Source organism: Gordonia sihwensis, from assembly GCF_029632925.1.
Taxonomy (GTDB): domain Bacteria; phylum Actinomycetota; class Actinomycetes; order Mycobacteriales; family Mycobacteriaceae; genus Gordonia; species Gordonia sihwensis.
On record NZ_CP121248.1, the window covers coordinates 3,667,127 to 3,684,688 of the forward strand.

General features: G+C 65.6%; 20 protein-coding genes and 1 pseudogene. 8 read left to right on the plus strand and 13 right to left on the minus strand.

What is annotated here, in order from left to right:
- Positions 1 to 71 precede the first annotated feature (71 nt).
- Together P5P27_RS17475 and P5P27_RS17480 are read left to right on the plus strand one after the other, a co-directional pair.
- Positions 72 to 686: a TlpA family protein disulfide reductase gene (locus tag P5P27_RS17475; protein ID WP_039868132.1), complete on the plus strand. Its 615-nt coding sequence runs from the start codon at positions 72 to 74 to the stop codon at positions 684 to 686.
- Positions 683 to 1,492, plus strand: coding sequence for a cytochrome c biogenesis CcdA family protein (locus P5P27_RS17480; RefSeq protein ID WP_006898152.1), 810 nt, complete (start codon positions 683 to 685; stop codon positions 1,490 to 1,492). Before P5P27_RS17475 ends, P5P27_RS17480 begins: the two co-directional genes overlap by 4 nt.
- A gap of 110 nt (positions 1,493 to 1,602) precedes the next feature.
- Here the strand turns inward: P5P27_RS17480 and P5P27_RS17485 are convergent, their stop codons facing one another.
- From P5P27_RS17485 to P5P27_RS17530, 10 genes and pseudogenes are all read right to left on the minus strand, one after another.
- Complete coding sequence (locus tag P5P27_RS17485) at positions 1,603 to 2,517, minus strand: M56 family metallopeptidase (protein WP_278125289.1); 915 nt, start codon at positions 2,515 to 2,517, stop codon at positions 1,603 to 1,605.
- A 28-nt stretch (positions 2,518 to 2,545) separates the two neighbouring features.
- The gene (locus tag P5P27_RS17490; RefSeq protein WP_006898154.1) at positions 2,546 to 2,899 is read right to left on the minus strand and encodes a BlaI/MecI/CopY family transcriptional regulator; all 354 of its coding nucleotides are present in this window, start codon (positions 2,897 to 2,899) and stop codon (positions 2,546 to 2,548) included.
- Positions 2,900 to 2,948: 49 nt separating this feature from the next.
- Positions 2,949 to 3,377, minus strand: a complete 429-nt coding sequence (locus tag P5P27_RS17495) for a hypothetical protein (RefSeq protein ID WP_278125292.1) — start codon at positions 3,375 to 3,377, stop codon at positions 2,949 to 2,951.
- Positions 3,367 to 3,714 carry a hypothetical protein gene (locus P5P27_RS17500; RefSeq protein WP_278125294.1) on the minus strand — a complete coding sequence of 116 codons (348 nt, stop codon included), beginning with the start codon at positions 3,712 to 3,714 and terminating at the stop codon, positions 3,367 to 3,369. Before P5P27_RS17500 ends, P5P27_RS17495 begins: the two co-directional genes overlap by 11 nt.
- Positions 3,715 to 3,745: 31 nt before the next feature.
- Positions 3,746 to 4,669, minus strand: coding sequence for a M23 family metallopeptidase (locus P5P27_RS17505; protein ID WP_278127433.1), 924 nt, complete (start codon positions 4,667 to 4,669; stop codon positions 3,746 to 3,748).
- A gap of 303 nt (positions 4,670 to 4,972) precedes the next feature.
- The gene (locus P5P27_RS17510) at positions 4,973 to 6,187 is read right to left on the minus strand and encodes a L,D-transpeptidase (RefSeq protein ID WP_006898158.1); all 1,215 of its coding nucleotides are present in this window, start codon (positions 6,185 to 6,187) and stop codon (positions 4,973 to 4,975) included.
- Positions 6,188 to 6,329: 142 nt separating this feature from the next.
- Positions 6,330 to 7,817 (minus strand): multicopper oxidase family protein, encoded by a 1,488-nt coding sequence (locus tag P5P27_RS17515; RefSeq protein WP_278125295.1) that lies wholly within the window; start codon positions 7,815 to 7,817, stop codon positions 6,330 to 6,332.
- Positions 7,818 to 8,074: 257 nt separating this feature from the next.
- Positions 8,075 to 8,326, minus strand: coding sequence for a hypothetical protein (locus P5P27_RS17520; RefSeq protein ID WP_006898160.1), 252 nt, complete (start codon positions 8,324 to 8,326; stop codon positions 8,075 to 8,077).
- Positions 8,327 to 8,607: 281 nt separating this feature from the next.
- Positions 8,608 to 9,255 carry a class I SAM-dependent methyltransferase gene (locus P5P27_RS17525; protein ID WP_101841515.1) on the minus strand — a complete coding sequence of 216 codons (648 nt, stop codon included), beginning with the start codon at positions 9,253 to 9,255 and terminating at the stop codon, positions 8,608 to 8,610.
- 181 nt (positions 9,256 to 9,436) lie between these two features.
- Positions 9,437 to 10,683: pseudogene (locus P5P27_RS17530) on the minus strand (IS3 family transposase).
- 548 nt (positions 10,684 to 11,231) lie between these two features.
- Here P5P27_RS17530 and P5P27_RS17535 point away from each other — a divergent pair.
- Positions 11,232 to 11,849, plus strand: a complete 618-nt coding sequence (locus P5P27_RS17535) for a class I SAM-dependent methyltransferase (RefSeq protein WP_006898208.1) — start codon at positions 11,232 to 11,234, stop codon at positions 11,847 to 11,849.
- A gap of 26 nt (positions 11,850 to 11,875) precedes the next feature.
- A complete protein-coding gene (locus tag P5P27_RS17540; protein WP_278125298.1) occupies positions 11,876 to 12,193 on the plus strand; it encodes a DsrE family protein in 318 nt (105 codons plus the stop codon).
- A 37-nt stretch (positions 12,194 to 12,230) separates the two neighbouring features.
- On the opposite strand, the gene P5P27_RS17545 is transcribed toward P5P27_RS17540, so the two are convergent.
- Both P5P27_RS17545 and P5P27_RS17550 read right to left on the minus strand, forming a co-directional pair.
- Entirely contained in the window at positions 12,231 to 13,103 is an 873-nt protein-coding gene (locus tag P5P27_RS17545; RefSeq protein ID WP_006898206.1) for a cytochrome c biogenesis CcdA family protein, read from the minus strand.
- A 9-nt stretch (positions 13,104 to 13,112) separates the two neighbouring features.
- Positions 13,113 to 13,841, minus strand: coding sequence for a DsbA family protein (locus tag P5P27_RS17550; RefSeq protein WP_006898205.1), 729 nt, complete (start codon positions 13,839 to 13,841; stop codon positions 13,113 to 13,115).
- Between the two features lie 104 nt (positions 13,842 to 13,945).
- Between P5P27_RS17550 and P5P27_RS17555 the strand changes: the two genes are divergently transcribed.
- The 3 genes from P5P27_RS17555 (at position 13,946) to P5P27_RS17565 (ending at position 16,117) form a co-directional block, all read left to right on the plus strand.
- Positions 13,946 to 14,458, plus strand: coding sequence for a hypothetical protein (locus P5P27_RS17555; RefSeq protein WP_006898204.1), 513 nt, complete (start codon positions 13,946 to 13,948; stop codon positions 14,456 to 14,458).
- A 78-nt stretch (positions 14,459 to 14,536) separates the two neighbouring features.
- The gene (locus P5P27_RS17560; protein WP_006898203.1) at positions 14,537 to 14,944 is read left to right on the plus strand and encodes a DUF302 domain-containing protein; all 408 of its coding nucleotides are present in this window, start codon (positions 14,537 to 14,539) and stop codon (positions 14,942 to 14,944) included.
- Positions 14,945 to 16,117 carry a PQQ-binding-like beta-propeller repeat protein gene (locus P5P27_RS17565; protein ID WP_006898202.1) on the plus strand — a complete coding sequence of 391 codons (1,173 nt, stop codon included), beginning with the start codon at positions 14,945 to 14,947 and terminating at the stop codon, positions 16,115 to 16,117.
- A gap of 22 nt (positions 16,118 to 16,139) precedes the next feature.
- On the opposite strand, the gene P5P27_RS17570 is transcribed toward P5P27_RS17565, so the two are convergent.
- Positions 16,140 to 16,355: a YgaP-like transmembrane domain gene (locus tag P5P27_RS17570; protein WP_006898201.1), complete on the minus strand. Its 216-nt coding sequence runs from the start codon at positions 16,353 to 16,355 to the stop codon at positions 16,140 to 16,142.
- Positions 16,356 to 16,546: 191 nt separating this feature from the next.
- On the opposite strand from P5P27_RS17570, the gene P5P27_RS17575 reads away from it, so the two are divergent.
- The gene (locus P5P27_RS17575) at positions 16,547 to 17,233 is read left to right on the plus strand and encodes a sigma-70 family RNA polymerase sigma factor (RefSeq protein WP_006898200.1); all 687 of its coding nucleotides are present in this window, start codon (positions 16,547 to 16,549) and stop codon (positions 17,231 to 17,233) included.
- Positions 17,234 to 17,562: the final 329 nt, after the last annotated feature.

A 17,562-nucleotide genomic window follows, 5' to 3' on the forward strand; every position in this document is an offset into this window, starting at 1 on the left:
CCTTAGTAGATGGAGGTGGTTGTGTGGCACCCGGACACATTTCCGAGGACAGGTACCGGATCGACGAGAGGATGCCGGACTGCGCGCGTGGCCGTCGGCGACGCGCGCAGGCGCTCGTCGGCGCGATGCTCATCGGTGCCACGGTGCTGACCGCGTGCGGTACCGGCACTGATGCCGTGTCTGCGGTGCGCGCCAATCAGTTCGTCTCCCCTGACGGTCAGACGGTCATCGACTACGCGCCCGCCATGCGGCGTGCGATCGGCGCGGTCGAGGGTGAGGACTTGTTCGACCGGGGAGCTGTCCGGCTCGCCGATTACCGCGGTGACGTTGTTGTGGTGAACGTGTGGGCTTCGTGGTGCCCACCGTGCCGTACCGAGTTTCAGGCACTGGAGAACGTCTACCGCGACACCCGCGCCCGTGGGGTGCAGTTCGTGGGGATCAACTTTCGTGATTCGCGCTCGACCGCACAGGATTTCACCACCGACCGCAAGGTGCCCTATCGGTCGATCTTCGACTACGGCGGCGCCACCCTTGCCGCACTCGGAGTCCCCGTGGGTGTTGTCCCGACCACTCTGATCCTCGACCGCCAGCACCGCCCAGCGAAGCTGTTCCTTCGAGCGATCACCGAGGCCGAATTGCGTGCCGCCGTTGTGACGGTGGCCGAGGAGAAGGCGGCGCCGCAGTGAATCAGTGGTTTCTGGCGGATCTGGGAACGACGTTCGCGGCCACGGTCACCAGTGGTCCGCTGCTGCTGGGCCTGGGTGTCGCGGCGCTGGTCGGGATCATCTCTTTCGCCTCGCCGTGCGTGGTGCCTCTGGTGCCGGGCTACCTGTCGTATCTGGCGGGGCTGGTCGGTGCCGAAGCTCCCGCCGTCCAGGTCGGTGAGGGCCCCAAGTCCGGCCGGTGGCGGGTGGTTGCCGCGGCAGGGCTGTTCGTCCTGGGCTTCACGCTCGTCTACGTCCTGGCCACGGTGGCGCTGTTCGGTGTGACCTCGGTCTTCCTCGATCAGGCCCGCCTGGCAGTGATGCAACGCGTCGGCGGGGTCGTGACCATCGTGATGGGCTTGGTATTCGTCGGCGTGGTTCCGTTCTTCCGGCGAGAACGCCGCATGACGCCTCACCGCCGCACCGGTATGGTCGGCGCGCCGCTGCTGGGGGCCGTGTTCGCCATCGGGTGGATACCGTGCAGCAGTGCCACCCTCGGTGCCGTCATCGGGCTAGCGATCAGCACGAACGGCGACGCGCCGTTCCGCGGCGCGCTGATGGTCGTCGCGTACTGCTTCGGCCTCGGTGTCCCGTTCGTGGTCCTGGCGTTCTCATCGGCATGGGCCGTCCGCAGCCTTGGCTTCCTCCGCCGCCACGCCCGCACCATTCAGATCGTCGGGGGCGTCCTGCTGGTCGGTGTCGGCGTGATGTTGGTGACGGGCTTGTGGAATGTGTTCGTGGACTGGGTCCGAAAGGCGCTGATCAACGACGTCGTCCTGCCCGTGTGACCGGGCGCCCAACGAGCCTGGCCCCGGCCTGACGGTGCGCGTCGGCGTGCGGACTCTCGATCACGATCGATGCGACGGGCCGGGCGAGCACCGGCCGGTTCCCAGGAGGGTCAGGCGGGGCAGGCAGCCAGGACCACGGTGGCCAGACCGGCGAGGAATAGCAGAATGGGGAACATCGCGGCCGCTGTCGGGGCAGCGTAGGACGAACTACGCGACGGTCGCGTGCCGGGAGCGGCGGAACGGCCCAATCGATGCAACCGCAGATCGACGCAGTCACGAGCGATCCCCAGAGCGCCCGCCGGCGCGGTCGGGTGAACGTGCGTGATCGCGCGGACGACGGCAGCGTCGCCGTGCTCATGCGCGGCGTGTGCGTCGGCGTCGAACTCGACCAGGGCGCGCACGATGGGACTCGCCTGCCGAGTCAGTGGTAGCCAGGGCACCGCGTGCGAGAGACAGTCGGCGACGCGGACGAACAGATGATGGTGACCATGGACGTGCGCCTGTTCGTGAGCCATCACCGCCGACAACGCCGCCGGGTCCAGTCGCTGCCGCAGCCCTTCGCTGGCCACGATCAGGCCCTCGGTCCGTCCGGGCGTGCTGTAGGCCATGGGTGTGCTCGTCGGCAGCCACAGTGGCGACCGGGCGCCCGTCGGGTTCAGCAACCGCGCGAGCAGTGCGTGGTGCGCCCCGATCTCGAGGTCACGGCGACGGGCGGTCCGCCAGAACGCCGCAGCCCGCCACCCGGACACGGCCAGGACGAGGGCGAACACGCCTGGCCCGGCGACCAACTCGAGGGTGCGGCTGACCGCACTGTCGAGTCCGTTCAGGCAGGTCTGCAACACCCCACCCACGACGCTCGCGTGGCCGGGAACGGCGACGATGGCCACCGAGCTCGCAGCGGCGACGAACACGCCAGCGGTCAGCGCCGCCCACACCCGCAGCAGGGTCCTGGCCGTGAGTCGATCACGCGCGATCAGGACGTCGAGGACCCGGTCACCGATCAGAGTCGCAGCCAGCGCACTCACGCCCAACAATGCTGCCGTGACCACCGCGTCAGTCCCGTTCCCGCAGGCCCTGAGCGATTGCTGCGCTTTCCTGGTCGGAGGCGTGCCGCACGAAATGCAGCAGCGCCCCAGACGGGTCGCCGGCGTCGGCCAGCACCGCACGCAAGGCATCGCTGACGGTCTGCTCACGCGACTTGAGCGAGTGATACCAGTACGCCCGGCCGCGCCGGTCGCGTCCCAGCCACCCCTTCTGGTACAGGTTGTCCATCACCGTCATCACCGTCGTGTACGCGGGTTCGCGCTCCGCGTCCAGCCCTTCGAGCACGTCGCGGACGCGTTTGTCCGCGTCATCGCGCCAGAAGACCTCCATGATGCGTGCCTCCAGCTCGCCCAGACCGTGCATCGCACACCTTTCCCTCACGCCACCGCACTGACTGCGGCAAACCGCGCAGTCAGCCCGCGACCGCGCATCGCCGTTCGCCCTGCAGCCGTCGCTGAAGGGCCCAACCCAACAATGCCACGGACACCACAGCCAGGATCGGCTGCAACGGCGCCCAGACGGTCAAGGCTCCACTGACACCGACGACCGCGACCACCACCTTGTTGCACACCGGGCATCCGACAGCCAACGCCGAACCGACCGTCGCCCAGAGTTTCTTCTCCATCCGCGGCGCCGTCCGGGCTTGAATGTAGGTGGCCGCGATCAGGCCGCCCAACACCGCGGTCGCCAGCCAAATCGGGTAGTTCCACCACAGGGTCGGCGTCATGCGTGAATACCACGGCGTGTCGATCAGTCCGGACGGAATACCGACGGCCAATCCGATCGCGATGGCCGTGACTGCTGCCACCACCCAGCGCACCAGGGACCACTCACGCAGCATGGCCACTCCTTCTTGTCTTGGTCAGCATCTGTGTCTCGGCCCGTCGAGTCGAGTCGGTCTCGTCCGCCGGGTCGGCAGTCGTCGAATCACGGCGAACGTGCGCGGTGAATACCAGTCGCCGCAGCAGCGCTCGCGCGGCGAGCGCCACGATCGCCGCTACTATTGCCGCCCACACCCAATGCCAGGTCGGCGGCCAGCCGAGGCGGTGCGCATGCGGGCGCCCTCGCAAGTCAACGGTCTCGGCATAGACCATGATCATTGCACCGCTGAGGACTGCTGCGAGAATGCCGACCGCCACGGCGAGTTGATGACTGACCCTTGTTCGCGTCACTGCCAACCTCTCTCCATCTACTAAGAGACATAGTAGGTCAGGGTCGGCGGTCGCGCACCTGCCCCCGAGCCAGCACCGACACGTCCGGAGGCGTCGCAGTCGGCGGCGGCGATGCCTCGGTGGCGATGGTGACGCCGCGGGCCTGCAGCCACGGCAGCGGATCGATCGCCGTCCCGGCGGGGTCGGCGACCTCGAAGTGCACGTGCGGCCCGCTCGACACCCCGCGGCTGCCGACAGTGCCGATCTGCTGACTCATACGCACACGGTCGCCGACGTTGACCGAATTCTGATCGTTGTGACCGTAGGTCGTGACAGCACCGTCCGCGTGACGGATACGGATCCACAGGCCGAACCCCTCCGCAGGCCCTGAGTTGATGACCTCGCCGTCCTCGACCGCCAGGATGGGCGCTCCCAGGCGGTTGCCGATGTCGATGCCCTGATGACCGCGACCGTCACCGAACGTGGAGGTCAGGACACCGCCGGGGGTGGGGGTGGCCGCAGTCTGCCCGGGAGCGGGGCGGGCGCCGTCCGGGGCGAGGTGATCGGAGGATCCCCCGTGCGAAATCGACGGGTCGTGCGGCGCGACCGCGGCAGCGAGTGTCGCCAGTAGGCGCCCCACAGGGACCGCGTCGAGGATCAATGGCGCCTGCCCACCGAAGGCAGTCCCGGCGGCCGCGAAGCACCCCAGAGCTCCGACCCGATCGCCTGCGGCGGGGTCGGTCTCGGCAGAGACGGTCAGACATGAGGTCACGGTGGCCATCGGGGCCAGCAGCTTCACCAGTCCGTCAGGTCCGGCCACGGCCCGCACGCTGTCTTTAACGATGGCCGCCAGCTCGACCACGACGTGACCGTCAACACCGTTGGCGGTCTCAGCCACGGCGGGCGCTGGACTCAGCGTCCCCGCCGCAACCGCCGCGGCCAGACCAAGAGCGACAGGGGCGGTGCCCACCCAGTGCCGCACCCGAGGTGCGAGCGTTGCCGATGATGGCGAGGAGGTGAGTCCGACGAGGGGATCTCTAGTCATGGACGCCACTATGACACTTGCGCACCACTGGCACCACCAGCACCAAACCGGACATTCGACGGAATGGGCAATGCGTGTGCGGGCCGCCTTCAATCGCAGAACATGGAGGTCAGCGCGGTCGACAGGTCGATGTCAGCGCGGGCTGCAACGCCGTCGATGTCACCGCAACGATCTACTAAGCGCCTTAGTAGATCGTTGCGGGAGTGAGATCTATTCGTGATCGTCTCGCAGGAGTTCTGATCAGGCCAGCGCACTGCCTGCTCGCCATTGCTCCCAGGGCACGCCCCAGTCGCCGTTCTGCCAGAGCTCCAGCGGCGCCCCGCCGGTGTTGCGGACCTCGACGACGTCGCCCGGGATCGAGAACTGGTAGAACCAGCGGGCGTTGGCGCCGTTGAGGTTGAGGCAGCCATGCGAGAGATTCGTGTTTCCTTGCGCCCAGACGGTCTCGTCCAGTTGATGCAGATAGACACCGTCGGTGCTGATCCTCGTGGCGTAGGCGATGGTTTGCTTGTAGCCGAGCCTGGAGTTGATCGGCAGACCGTAGGTGGACGAGTCCATGACGACCGGATTCGCCTTATCCAGCACCGTATAGATGCCACGCTGAGTCCAGAAGCTGATCTCGGTGCCCCCGATGACCTCAGTGCCACCCATCCCCATCGAGGTCGGCATCGTGCGGACGAGGTTGCCGTTCTCGTACACCTTGACCTGCTTGGTGCGATCGTCGGCGATCGCTACGTGCGAGTCACCGATCGTGAAAGTCGCCTCGGCATCTTCTTGACCGTAGAGGCCGCCGCCGAGGTCGGCGCCGTAGATCCGCGCCTCAACGGTGACCTCGGTGCCAGGACGGTAGTACTCGCGCGGCCGCCAGTGAGCGTTCTGGTCGTCGAGCCAGTACCAGGAGCCCTCGACTCCGGGCGTGGTGCGGACCGACAGTCGCCGCTCGGCTGCGGCGCGGTCACCAATCGGCTCGTCGAAGTGAGCAACGATGACGATTCCGACGCCGTAGGTCCCTCCGGTCGACAGTGGCGTGCCGCCGGTCGTCTGCAGGGTGACGCCGGCCTGATTGTCGGGGGTGAGCGTGGTGAACGACCCGGTGCGCGAGGCGCGCTGTCCGCCGCCGCGAGCCGTGGCGGTCACGGTGTACGTCCGGCCATAACCGAGCGGTTCACCGACCTTCCAGGAGGAGCGGTCCGGTGTCATGATGCCGACGACAGGCCGCCCCCCATCGTTGACGAGCGTCACGTTCTCCAGGGTGCCGCCGCGCACAGTGGCCACGACCGGGGCAAGGGGATCGACTCCGCTCGCCCCGTCGTCGGGGGTGAGCTCGATCGACGGCGCGGCCGACGCAACCGACGGATCGGCCACCAGATCCCGGGATGGCTGCGAACACCCTGCGATGATCAGGACGGCAGCAAGAAGGAAGGCGGCAGTACCGCCTCTAGGGAATTTGACCATGGGATACGACCTCTCGTGTGCACAGAACGCGACCGCGAGGGGCGAAACCACCCCATCTACTAAGCAGCTTAGTAGATGGGGTGGTCGAGGTGTCGCAGTCGGCCCGCGATGTACCGGTCTAGGTGCCGCAGGGCTGGTGCGTCTACGCGTATCGGAGCGTGGTCATCATGCCGGTCTCCATGTGATAGATGTTGTGGCAGTGCAGAGCCCAGGCGCCGGGGTTGTCGGCGTCGAGGTCGACGTTGACGCGGCCCATCGGACGGATCAGCACCGTATCCTTGCGCAAACCCGATCGGTCGGGCAGCGACCAGGTGTGGCCGTGGATGTGCATCGGATGGACCATCATCGTCGAGTTCGTGATCTGCATTCGCAGCCGCTGGCCGGGCCGGACAGTCAGCGGTGTGTCCTGGCCGTACTTCTTGCCGTTGATCCCCCAGGCATACGGCGACATCTGCCCGTTCAAAGTGACTTTGAGTGTGGTGTCGGGATCGCGGTCGGGCAATCGTGCCGATTCCGCCGCGGCCAGGTCATCGGCGCCAAGAAGTACTGGGCCCTCGAGTTCGCGCGGGCGGATGGTGCTCGGCGGGGCCTGTCCCGAAGCTGTCCGCAGGAGCGCCAAGGCTTGGCCACTCTTGCCTTCGGCCGCCGCGACAAGCGGGAACACGCCATCTCCGGCGGTGATGGTCACGTCGTAGCGCTCGCCCATCGCGACGTACAGGGCTCCGGTCTGCTTGTCGTTGACCCGATGGCCGTCACTGTGCGTCACCGTCATCGTGTGGTCGGCGAGTGCGACCTTGAAGACCGTGTCCGATGCCGCGTTGATCAGTCGCACCCGGACTCGTTGACCCGGTCGGCAGCGGAACTCGGTCGGCGCCTCCGGAACCCTGCCGTTGATGAGATAGTGCGGGTAGGCGACGTCTCCGGCGTCACCCAGCGACGAGTTGCCGTGGTTCATTCCCGGCATCGACGAGTGATCCATCCCGCCCATGCCCGACTTCAACGGTCCGGACTCGGCCTGAAAGTCGGCCAGAATCTGATCGGGGCTCTTCCCGACCCCGTCCGTCCAGTCGTCGAGGACGACGATCCATTCCGCGTCGTAGTCGCCCGCATCGGCCGGATCATCGATGATGATCGGCGCGTACAGACCTCGATCGAGCTGTGCCCCGACGTGGGGGTGGAAGAAGTGCGTCCCAGCATCGGGGGCCGTGAAGGCGTACACGAACCGGTTTCCGGGTGCGATCGCCTGCTGCGTGACGTCTGGGACTCCGTCGGCTTCGTTGCGAAGTCGGATGCCGTGCCAGTGAACGGTCGTCGGCGCAGGAAGTTGGTTGTCGACGTTGACTCGCAGGAAGTCGCCCGCAGTGGCGCGAACCACTCGCCCGGGAACCTCGTCGCCGTAGGCCCAGGTGTTCGCGATAATGCCCGCACCGAGGTCGACAGCCACCGGTCGGGCCGTCAAAGACGCCTCCACCACCTTCTGCCCCGGCTTCGGCGACGCCTGCAACGGTGGTCCCGGCAACGGCGACGACTCAGGGCGTTGAGGGCGGTCCGGGCTGCACGCGCCGAGTACGCCGACCCCCAGCGCCGCCAACCCTCCGATGAGCACCGATCGCCTCGAAACCTCAACCATCCTGATCAGCCTTTCTGGTCCGCGCTGAATCCGCGAGCATGTATCGCGGACGTCCACTCCCAGAGTCGTCTCCGACGCGCCGGGTAGCGACCCTCGCGGACGATCTTGAGGAAACCTTGAACCGATGCTGACGATACGAATGTGGCCCCTCACCGTCGCCAGCATTGGAGCACGCACAACGGCATGTCCTGGCTCACTGTTCAACGGGAACTATCACCAGCCCCACAGGCCTGACCACTGCGCCGACTGGTCGGCTCTCACCAGTTTGGAGGCCCCTGGGGGTCGTCGCGAATCAGCCGAACCATCCGCGTGTAGTCCACGTCAGAGATCTCCCCGCACGCCAAACGCTGGCCGAGGACAGACTCGGGGTCCAGCTTTGAAGAGGCGCGTATCGACGAACGGATCGCCAGAGTGATTCCGACGGCGATCAACGCCCAGACTGCGATCAGTACGAGCAGCATCCAACCGTGTCCGAAACTGCCCATGTGGCCGCCGTTAGAGAACATCATCGCTACACCTCATTCACCGTCGATCCAACAGTACGCCCGCCGACCGTGGCAGACCGAGTCTCGCCTGCACCGACCGGGGCACAGGCCGACAACTTCAGGCATTCGGTCGTCACGGCCCAAGATGCCTTCCCCACGTCACACCGCCCTGGACTGAACAGCATTGATGCTGTTGTCCGCCACGAGTTTCCTTCAGCGACGTCGCCTACCCGAAGCTGCGGGGCGAGCCGGACCGCACAGTGAGGCGGTCAGGCGCACCCAGGCAGCGGAGCCATCGAAAACCGCTACCGGACACCCGACTTGCGTGCGACGAGTAACCAGTAGGGAAAGTCGACACTGCCGGCGCGGATCCGCTCCTCGACATGCAGGCCGGCTCGCTGGAGTTCGTCGACAATCGCATCGAACTCCCGGACATGAAACCCGTACTGCGTGAACGGCATCGCTCGCAAAGCATCCGGATCTGCGATGCCGAGAACGGCGCAGCCGTTGCCAGCGAGAATCCGATTGAGCTCACTGAATGCGGCGAACACATCATCGATGAAGTAGATCGTATTTGTGCTGATCAACGCGTCAATCGAAGCGTCCGGAACAGGTAATGCCTCCATCGGCGCGGCAGTCAGTGACAGTCTCCGCGTTTGGACCTCGCGACGGAAGCGTCTCTGTGCGCCGTCGATCATCGTTGTGGAGATCTCGAATCCGTGCACCATGCCCGATTGCCCTACACGATCAAGCAACAACCCTAATCCGACACCACCACCGAACCCGACATCGGCGACTACTTGACCCGCCCGGATTCCAGCAGCCTCCACCGCGGCAGCGATAGGTTCACGATTGCGTCGATTCACTACCCGGCCAACGATTCGACCGCGAATCCCGGCAGGTCGCCCAAGTTGCCGAGAAATACTCACCAATACATGCTCGCCCACATGCATACCTCGATTGCAGCATCCCAGACCCGGCAACCGCATCAGGGAACTCCCGGAGAGTTCGCCCGGGTGTGACATCGGGAACGACTTACCGGATGAATCACGGAACCAATCCTCTGCTGGCCCCCGACTGCCAATCTCAAACGACTCCACGCCGGTGTCAAGTCCCGGGTTTGTTAGAGACCGATCATTTGTTCTGTAGTGCAGGTTCAGTCTCGGCAGCAGCGTGCTGCTGCCAGTAGAGGTCCTCGATCTCTGTCGGTGGCCGGTGATCGAGTTCGCCGTGCAGTCGGGCGGTGTTGTACCAATGGACCCATTCGGCAGTCGCGATCTCGACGGCGTTCGTCGATCGCCACGGGCCCTTCCGGTAAATCAGCTCGTGCTTGTACAGCGAGTTCAGGGCTTCGGCCATCGCGTTGTCGTAGGAGTCCCCGCGCGAGCCGACTGAGGCGACGGCGCCGGCCTCGTCGAGGGCCTGGGTGTAGCGCACCGCTCGATACTGGACTCCGCGGTCGGAATGATGAATCAGGCCAGTGATGTCCTGGCCGGTCCGACGCCGCAGCCACAAGCCCATCGCGAGGGCGTCGATCGCCAGGTCGGCGAACATGCGGGTCGAGGTCTGCCAGCCGACGATCATCCGCGAGAACACGTCCAAGACGAATGCCACGTAGACCCAGCCGGCATCGGTGCGGACGTAGGTGATGTCGGCAACCCACAGCTGATTCGGCGCTGTCGCGGCGAATGCGCGGTCAACGAGATCACCGGGGTGTTCGGTCTCGGCCGCTGGTTTCGTGGTGCGCGGGAACTTCCCGCGCACCACCCCACGGATTCCCAGGTCACCGCACAATCGTTCGACCGTGCACTTCGCGACCGTTATCCCTTTGCGGGCGAGTGCGGCGCGGATCTTGCGGCGCCCATAGATACCGCCGGAGTCTTCGTAGACGTCCATGATCTGTTCTTTGAGTTCCTCGTCGCGCAGGGCGCGGGCCGATGGACCGCGGCCTCGGGCGGCGTAGTAGGTCGATGGCGCGATCGCGCATCCGGCCTCGGTGAGGGCGGTGCAGATCGCCTCGACGGGCCATCGACGGCGGTACTGGTCGATGAAATCGACGATCAGCGGCGTGGCCGGTCGAGCTCGGCCGCGAAGAAAGCCGACGCGGTCTTCAAGATCTCGTTCGCCCGCCGCAACTCCGCGTTCTCACGCTCGAGCTGACGGATCCTCTCGATATCGGAGACCGTCTCCACGCCAGGGGTTTCGGCTTGGCCCTTCTCGACGCGGCGGACCCAGTTCCGCAGAGTCTCGGGGTGGATATCGAGTTGCTTGGCGATCCGCGCCAACGCACCCGGCGCGGTCGCAGGATCGCTACGGGCATCGATGGCCATCCGCGTGGCACGGTCCCGCAACTCCTTCGAGTACTTCGATGGGCGAGGCATGAAACAAGTGTCCCTTCCGGTCAAACCTGCCTCCATCAAACCCGGGACGATTCACGGTCCTCGACGCCCACGTAAGCCCTATCGACGGGTACACCCGACTGGAGGGGTGTCACCCACAATCTAAACCGTCATGTGATTCACAGTCAGATACACCGTAACCAAGTTACAGATAAAAAGTGTGCTCACAAGGGCACAGTGTCGCAGAACTCAACGACACGAAGTATTGAGAGACAGTTGGTTTTCGGACGGGTTTCGAGACACTCAACGATTCGATAACGAAAGGTCGACCTGTCAGTTTCAGAAGAGAGCAGCACGATTTCGAGAGTTCACTGCACTGATGCGGTTAAACGTACTCTGTCAGAGTCCAAGTTCAGGACATTCGATTCCGGGCTCGTACACTGCGATGGTTTTGTGCGCGGACCTTTTTCTACCCTCAGGTCCGACATAGTCACGGTCATTTCAGAAATTGCGCACCATCCAATTACCCCTGGGGGTACTCTGGCGGATTCGAGTACTACCCGGCCCGTGTTTTGGAGGAATGTGCGTAGATGGATTCATCTGAGTGGGATGCGCGTTACAGCAGCGTCGAGCATCCGTGGGGCTCGGCCCCGGCGGCTGCCCTGTCTGCGCGGTTCGCGGAGCTGACGCCGGGCCGGGCGATCGACCTGGGCTGCGGAGACGGCCGCCACGCTCGATGGTTGGCCGACGCGGGCTGGACAGTGCGCGCTGTCGACTTTTCTTCTGTGGCAATCGAATTGGCACGCAGCGGCGGCGAGGATCGGGCGATCGACTACACCGTCGCCGACGCCCGGACCTGGGAACCATCCGAACCGGTGGATCTGGTGGCCATCGGCTTCCTGCATCTACCGGTCGACGAGTTGGTCGCCGTCATTGCCGGTGCAGCGAGTTGGCTCGCACCGAGCGGACGGTTGCTGTATCTCGGCCATGCGCTCGAGAACTTCACTCACGGCGTCGGGGGCCCACCCGATCCGTCGATCCTGCCCGCCATCGACGACCTCGCCCGCGCCGCGAGCGGACTGCAGGTCCGCGAACTGGGACACCTGGTCCGCCCGGTCGGCGAGGGTCGGGCCATCGATGTCCTTCTCCACGCACAGCCCTGGGGCACCGCAGCTCACCGCGATCTGAAGAACGGAACCTTCACGTGACCGATCATCCCACTCCCCTGCGCGTGGTGTTCGCGGTGAACACCACACCCACCGCCGTGGTGCGAGCGATCCACAACCTTCTCGATGCTGCGACAGAGCCGGTGACGATCGAAGTCGTGTGCTTCGGACCGGGCCTCGATGCGGCCTTGCGCTGTTCGGATATCTCCCTGGAGATGCGGGCGTTGATCGACTCTGCCTCCATCACGGTGAAAGCATGCCGCAACAGTCTGGAGGGCAGAGGGCTCGGTGACGACGATCTGCTGATGGGTGTCGAAATGGTTCCCGCTGCAGTGCTCCATCTCGCTCGACGTCAGCGAGATGGATGGTCACAGCTCTACACCTGACGTCACATCCCCGCTCCAGTGTCGTAGGCACACCGTCTCAGAGAGTTCGGTCCTCGCGTTCACCGAGCTCGGAGGACTCGGCTGCGGTGTCGCGGTCTCGACCACGGACGATGCGCACCGTCAGGACTGCGATGATCACCAGCACTGCGATCAGGAGCACTGCGGTGTTCGGTACCGCGCCGGCCACGTCGCTGATCCAGACCTGCAGCGAGTACTGACTGTCGACCCCCATGACGCCGCCGAGGTTCGCTGTGCCCTCCGTGAGCAGGAACAGCACTCCGATACCGATGAAAAGCACCCCCGATATCAGAGACGTCGTGTGCGTTTTCAGCGGTCCTATGCTGATTTCCTTGCCGCGCAGCCACGTTCGTGATCCGAGCGAGAATCGGTCCCAGACCAGCGCCAGCACGAACAGGGGTATCACCATCCCCGCTGCGTAGAGTGCCATGAGCACTCCGCCGTATACGGCCTGACCGCCGGCGACGGCAACGGTCAGGACCGCGCCGAGCAGGGGTCCCGAGCAGAACCCTGCGAGCCCGTAGACCGCGCCGAGGGCGAACACCGATCCGGTGGAGGAGACGTCGATGCGCGCGGCTGCTCTCTGAGCGGACCCCAGCGCGAAGCCGCGACCGACGATGATCATCACTCCGAGGGCGATGATGACCACGCCGCCGATCATCGTGGTGACCTCGCGATACCGGGTGATCGCCGAGCCGATGGCCCCGACTCCAGCACCGAGGGGCACCAAGACCGCTGCCAGCCCGAGGTAGAAGATCCCGGTGCGGCCGGCGAGCTTGCCGGCCCCGTCGAAGGCGTACGCGAAGAAGGAAGGAAGTAGCAGGGCCGAGCATGGACTGAGAAGTGCCAGCAGCCCGCCGAGAAATGCTCCGAGAAGTCCGATCTGCGACATCGTGCCGCCCTACGCGCCGGCTGCCGCGTCGATCAGATCGACGAATTCCGAGAACGGTTGCGCGCCCAGAACCGGATCTCCGTTGACCGAGAACGCCGGAGTGGCCGGGATACCCAGCGACTGCGCTTCGGTGGAGTCGGCGGTGATCGCGGCGTCGAATGCGGTGCCGGTGGCGTCGGCGGTGAACCGAGCCATATCCGGTACCCCGGCCTGTTGCGCGTAGCTCTGCAGCGACTCCAGTGTCAGGTCTGCGTGACCGGTTTCGGGAGCATCGGCGTAGACGGCGCGGGTGAACTCCCAGAACTTGCCCTGGGCGGCGGCGGCGCGTCCGGCCCGGGCGGCGTCGAACGATTGTTGCCCGAAAATGGGTAGGTCTCGCCATTCGATGCGCAGGGTGCCGGTGTCGACGTATCGGTCGATCAGCTGCGGCTCGGTGTCCCGGCTGAATTGGGCGCAGAACGGACACCGGAAGTCCGAGAAGGCGATCATCACCACCGGGGCGTCGACGTCGCCGAGGGCCATCGGATCATCGGGCTCGCGGTGCGCCAGATCGCCGAGCGGTCCCATCACCGGCGGTCCGCTCGCGCTGCTCGACCCGGCGTCCGGTGCCGCCTCCGACTGCTCGTCGCCACCGGTCGTTCCGAGTACGAGAGCTCCCACGAGCACGGCCGCCACCACGACGGCGATGGCCAGGAGCACGATGTCGCGGCGGCGAGTGGAGCGAGATGTCGAAGTCATGCAATACCTTTCGGCAGTCGGATACTGGCAGCGATACCCATCTGGGTATAGCCTCACAGTGTCACCCTACTCACACAACTACACCTCGTAGGAGATCCCAGCCGATGACAGAGCCCGCCACCTCCGACCGTCTCGACGTCGATGCTGCCGGCCGTTCCGGTGACGGGGTGATCGCCGAGTCCGATCGTTTCCGGGGTTGGGGGGCGCGGGTACTGCGCGGCACAGTCGCCGGTGTGGTCACGGTGTTGGTGGTGGGCATTCCCACCGACATCATCGACACGCCGGTCTTCGGCCGTGAGGTGCCGGTGCGGGCGTGGGAGCTTCCGGTTCTGCTGGCCACGGCCCTGTTGACCGCACTGTGGTTCGGGATCGACAAACCCGCGCAGGTCGAGCGGACCGGCACACCCGCCGCTCTCGGTGTGGTCCTGACTTTCTTCGCCGTCGGGTGTCCGGTGTGCAACAAGCTGGTACTTCTTGCGCTCGGCACCTCGGGTGCACTGGGGTTGTGGGCACCGATACAACCCATCCTTGCCGGGGTGTCCCTGGCAATGCTGACAGCAGCGGTGATCGTGCGATGGCGCAAACGCGACTGCACCTCCGCGTCCTGCGCAGCATGACCGGGCGACGCCTGCTCACCCGTGCACCGACCATCGGGTGACCGGCACCCGAACCGATCGAAAGGAACCGAACGAACTATGACCGAATTGGCCATCGGTACCCGCGTGGACATGCCGTTCGAGGAAACCGTGGACGCAACCCGTGAGGCACTCGCCGAACAGGGATTCGGAGTGCTCACCGAGATCGACATGCAGTCGACGTTGAAGAGCAAGATCGACGCCGACATCGAACGCTACGTCATCCTCGGAGCGTGTAATCCGCAGTTGGCGAAGGCTGCGATCGACACCGATCGGCAGGTGGGGTTGCTGCTGCCGTGCAACGTGGTGGTGCGGGCCGATGGCAGCAGCACGATCGTCGAAGCGATGAACCCCCAGGTGATGGTGGGGCTCTCGGATGCAGCGGGCCTGGCCGAGGTCGCCGACCGGGCCACTGCACTGCTGCAGAGCGCGATCATGGCACTCGGCGGAGACAGCACCACCGCATAGATGGGTGCGCACCGTATCGGCAGAGCGGCGGCGGTGATCGGGACCGTTGCACTGTGCGCCGTCGCGCTGGCGTCGGGGTGCAGTTCCTCACCTGCTCCCGACACCACGGGCACCGATCCGGCGGCACATCCGTCGTCGCCGGCCGCGCCGCCGCCGGGCTTCGGAGACACGGCCCTGTGGTCGATCCCGTTCCTGTCGCAGCCTCACATCGTCGAGGACGGGTTCGTCGGAGTCGTCGACTCCTCGGACGCATCCGGTTCGCACCGGGTGCAGGTACTCGACGACACCGGCACACCACGATTCGGCGTGGACGTACCCGCCGATCGCGACGAGTTCGCGGTGACGAGCACACACAACCGTGAGCTGTTGATCACCGAGGACATCGATGATCCCGGTTCGGGTGCACCGGCCACGGTGACCGCCCGCGATACCCGCACCGGCGACCTCGTATGGGGCCCGGTCTCCGCTGCAGGCTGCCTGACCGGGTCCGGACTGCTGATCGACGCCGACTGCTCGCAGACAGCAAAGCCCGCGGCCGTGGCCGCCATCTCGGCGACCGACGGACACCGCACCGACCTGACGGGTGCGATCTCCGAATCCGGTGGATACGCGGTCACCGTCGACGGCGACACAGCGCGCATCGTGACCGCCGACACCGGCAACACCGCCTGGTCCACCGACACCCTCACCCCGCCCCCCGCAGCGATCCCCGGGACCGCACGATTCGTCGCCACCGCCGGCAATGCAGTGGTCGTGGCATGGACGATCCCGACCCGTCCCGAACCGATCCAGGCGGTCTATCGCCTCTCCGATGCCGAGCTCCGATGGATCAGCGGTAGCCGCAGTCCGATGGTGATGACCGCCGACAGCAGTAGCGGGGCGACGATGATCACCACCGCAGACCTCACCGACGACGGCATCGCTGTCCTGTTCGAGCAGTACGGCACCCGAGGTTTCACCGCCGATCAATTTCCCGGTGCCGACCGCTTCTCTCTGGTCGGCGGCATCGTCTACGGCGCGTCGGACTCGCGGGTGACTGCCATCGATGCGACCTCCGGCCGCGTCACCGGCACATCACCGAGCGCCGCACCGACAGCAGTGACCTCGAACGGTGTCGCATTGGCCCAGAGCAGCGACGGGTACACCGCATTCAAGGTGATCCCCCATTTCTGAGCTGCCCGCCCGCACACCCCGTTCAGGACGTCTTGGGACGACCTCGAAGATCGACGGAGAACAACGGACCGAGCAGACACACGTTGATCACCCCGGTCAGCACGAAGACACCGCCGATCACTCCCACCACGATGCCCCCGACACCGCCGAGCACGACGGCGACCACGATCAGAGCGATTCCCACCACGATACGCAGTGCGCGCCCGGCAGTACTGCGCATGAATTCGACGAACGACATGATGATTCCAGTTCTGTAGAGGGACTTTCACTGTTGGACGGGCGAGAACGCCGAAGTGGACCGATCCACGGCTCCTCGCGCGAACAGCCAAACCCTACCCCAGCCCCGACCTCGACAGCGCGGCATACGACGAGCGCTTCGCGCGCGATCTGATCGACCAGGGCACGACTCTTCGTAGCTTCGCAGCCGCGATGACACGATCACCGGCCGATACCGACGATCTGGTGCAGGACGTCCTCGAACGCGCATGGCGCAACCGGAGAACGTTTCGATCCGAATCGGCGCTCACGACGTGGCTCTACCGGATCACGATCAACCGTGCCCGCGATGTGGCCGCACGCGCGGAGACTCAGCGCACCGAACCATCGGGCACGGGCGACATCGATGTATCGATCAGCGACCTCGAGCACCCCGAGACGGTCGCGCAGGCGCTCAGCGATCGATCCACGGTGCGAGCGGCGCTGGCGACGTTGACCGTCGAGGATCGAATGGTCCTGGCACTGCACGACGGCGAGGGCTGGACGGCGACACAGATCGGTGCGGTCGGCGCGCTCACCACCGCAGCGGTGTACAAGCGCATCCACCGTGCACGGGTGAAGCTGCTACGCGCCCTCGACGACGGTCCCGCACACCCGCGAAACGACTCCCAGGCGTGCCGGCGCACACTCGCCGCGGCATCGGACTACCTGGACGGGCGTCTCGATGTCGACGCGTCGGCCCGCATCGATACGCACCTGCGGCAGTGTCGCCGGTGCCCACCCATCGCACAGGCCCTGATCGGTATCAAGACCGCACTCGGCCTGCGGCCGTGGACCAGCGCGGTACCCGAACAGTTCGTCTACGACGTCGCCCACTTGGGCGGACCCCCGCCGCGATGACCGATCATCCCCGACACCCGGAAAAAGATACCCCATAGGGTATATTGAAAGTGAATTGTCGACCGAGGGAGAGACTCATGTGCAGGGCTGTCACGTGCAAGAAGTGCGGGAAAACGACGTGGGCGGGATGTGGTCAACACGTCGATCAGGTGATGCGGGGCGTTCCGGCGTCCAATCGCTGCAAGGGGCACGACTCCGATCCGAAGTCACCGGGATTGTTCTCCCGCATGTTCTCCAAGAAGTAGATCGCGGTCCGCAGCCCTGGTCTTGCCAGGGCTGCGACCCGAGTCGTCGTTCTTCGTGGTCTCGCCCGTCGCAGCGCGCCGACC

Coding starts and splice junctions, on each gene's coding strand:
- P5P27_RS17510 (WP_006898158.1), bottom strand. CDS start 6,187: ATGGTCAAATTCCCTAGAGGCGGTACTGCCGCCTTCCTTCTTGCTGCC.
- P5P27_RS17545 (WP_006898206.1), bottom strand. CDS start 13,103: ATGTCGCAGATCGGACTTCTCGGAGCATTTCTCGGCGGGCTGCTGGCA.
- P5P27_RS17495 (WP_278125292.1), bottom strand. CDS start 3,377: ATGCTGCGTGAGTGGTCCCTGGTGCGCTGGGTGGTGGCAGCAGTCACG.
- P5P27_RS17550 (WP_006898205.1), bottom strand. CDS start 13,841: ATGACTTCGACATCTCGCTCCACTCGCCGCCGCGACATCGTGCTCCTG.
- P5P27_RS17535 (WP_006898208.1), top strand. CDS start 11,232: ATGGATTCATCTGAGTGGGATGCGCGTTACAGCAGCGTCGAGCATCCG.
- P5P27_RS17570 (WP_006898201.1), bottom strand. CDS start 16,355: ATGTCGTTCGTCGAATTCATGCGCAGTACTGCCGGGCGCGCACTGCGT.
- P5P27_RS17555 (WP_006898204.1), top strand. CDS start 13,946: ATGACAGAGCCCGCCACCTCCGACCGTCTCGACGTCGATGCTGCCGGC.
- P5P27_RS17525 (WP_101841515.1), bottom strand. CDS start 9,255: ATGCATGTGGGCGAGCATGTATTGGTGAGTATTTCTCGGCAACTTGGG.
- P5P27_RS17515 (WP_278125295.1), bottom strand. CDS start 7,817: ATGGTTGAGGTTTCGAGGCGATCGGTGCTCATCGGAGGGTTGGCGGCG.
- P5P27_RS17560 (WP_006898203.1), top strand. CDS start 14,537: ATGACCGAATTGGCCATCGGTACCCGCGTGGACATGCCGTTCGAGGAA.
- P5P27_RS17565 (WP_006898202.1), top strand. CDS start 14,945: ATGGGTGCGCACCGTATCGGCAGAGCGGCGGCGGTGATCGGGACCGTT.
- P5P27_RS17575 (WP_006898200.1), top strand. CDS start 16,547: ATGACACGATCACCGGCCGATACCGACGATCTGGTGCAGGACGTCCTC.
- P5P27_RS17520 (WP_006898160.1), bottom strand. CDS start 8,326: ATGATGTTCTCTAACGGCGGCCACATGGGCAGTTTCGGACACGGTTGG.
- P5P27_RS17475 (WP_039868132.1), top strand. CDS start 72: ATGCCGGACTGCGCGCGTGGCCGTCGGCGACGCGCGCAGGCGCTCGTC.
- P5P27_RS17490 (WP_006898154.1), bottom strand. CDS start 2,899: ATGCACGGTCTGGGCGAGCTGGAGGCACGCATCATGGAGGTCTTCTGG.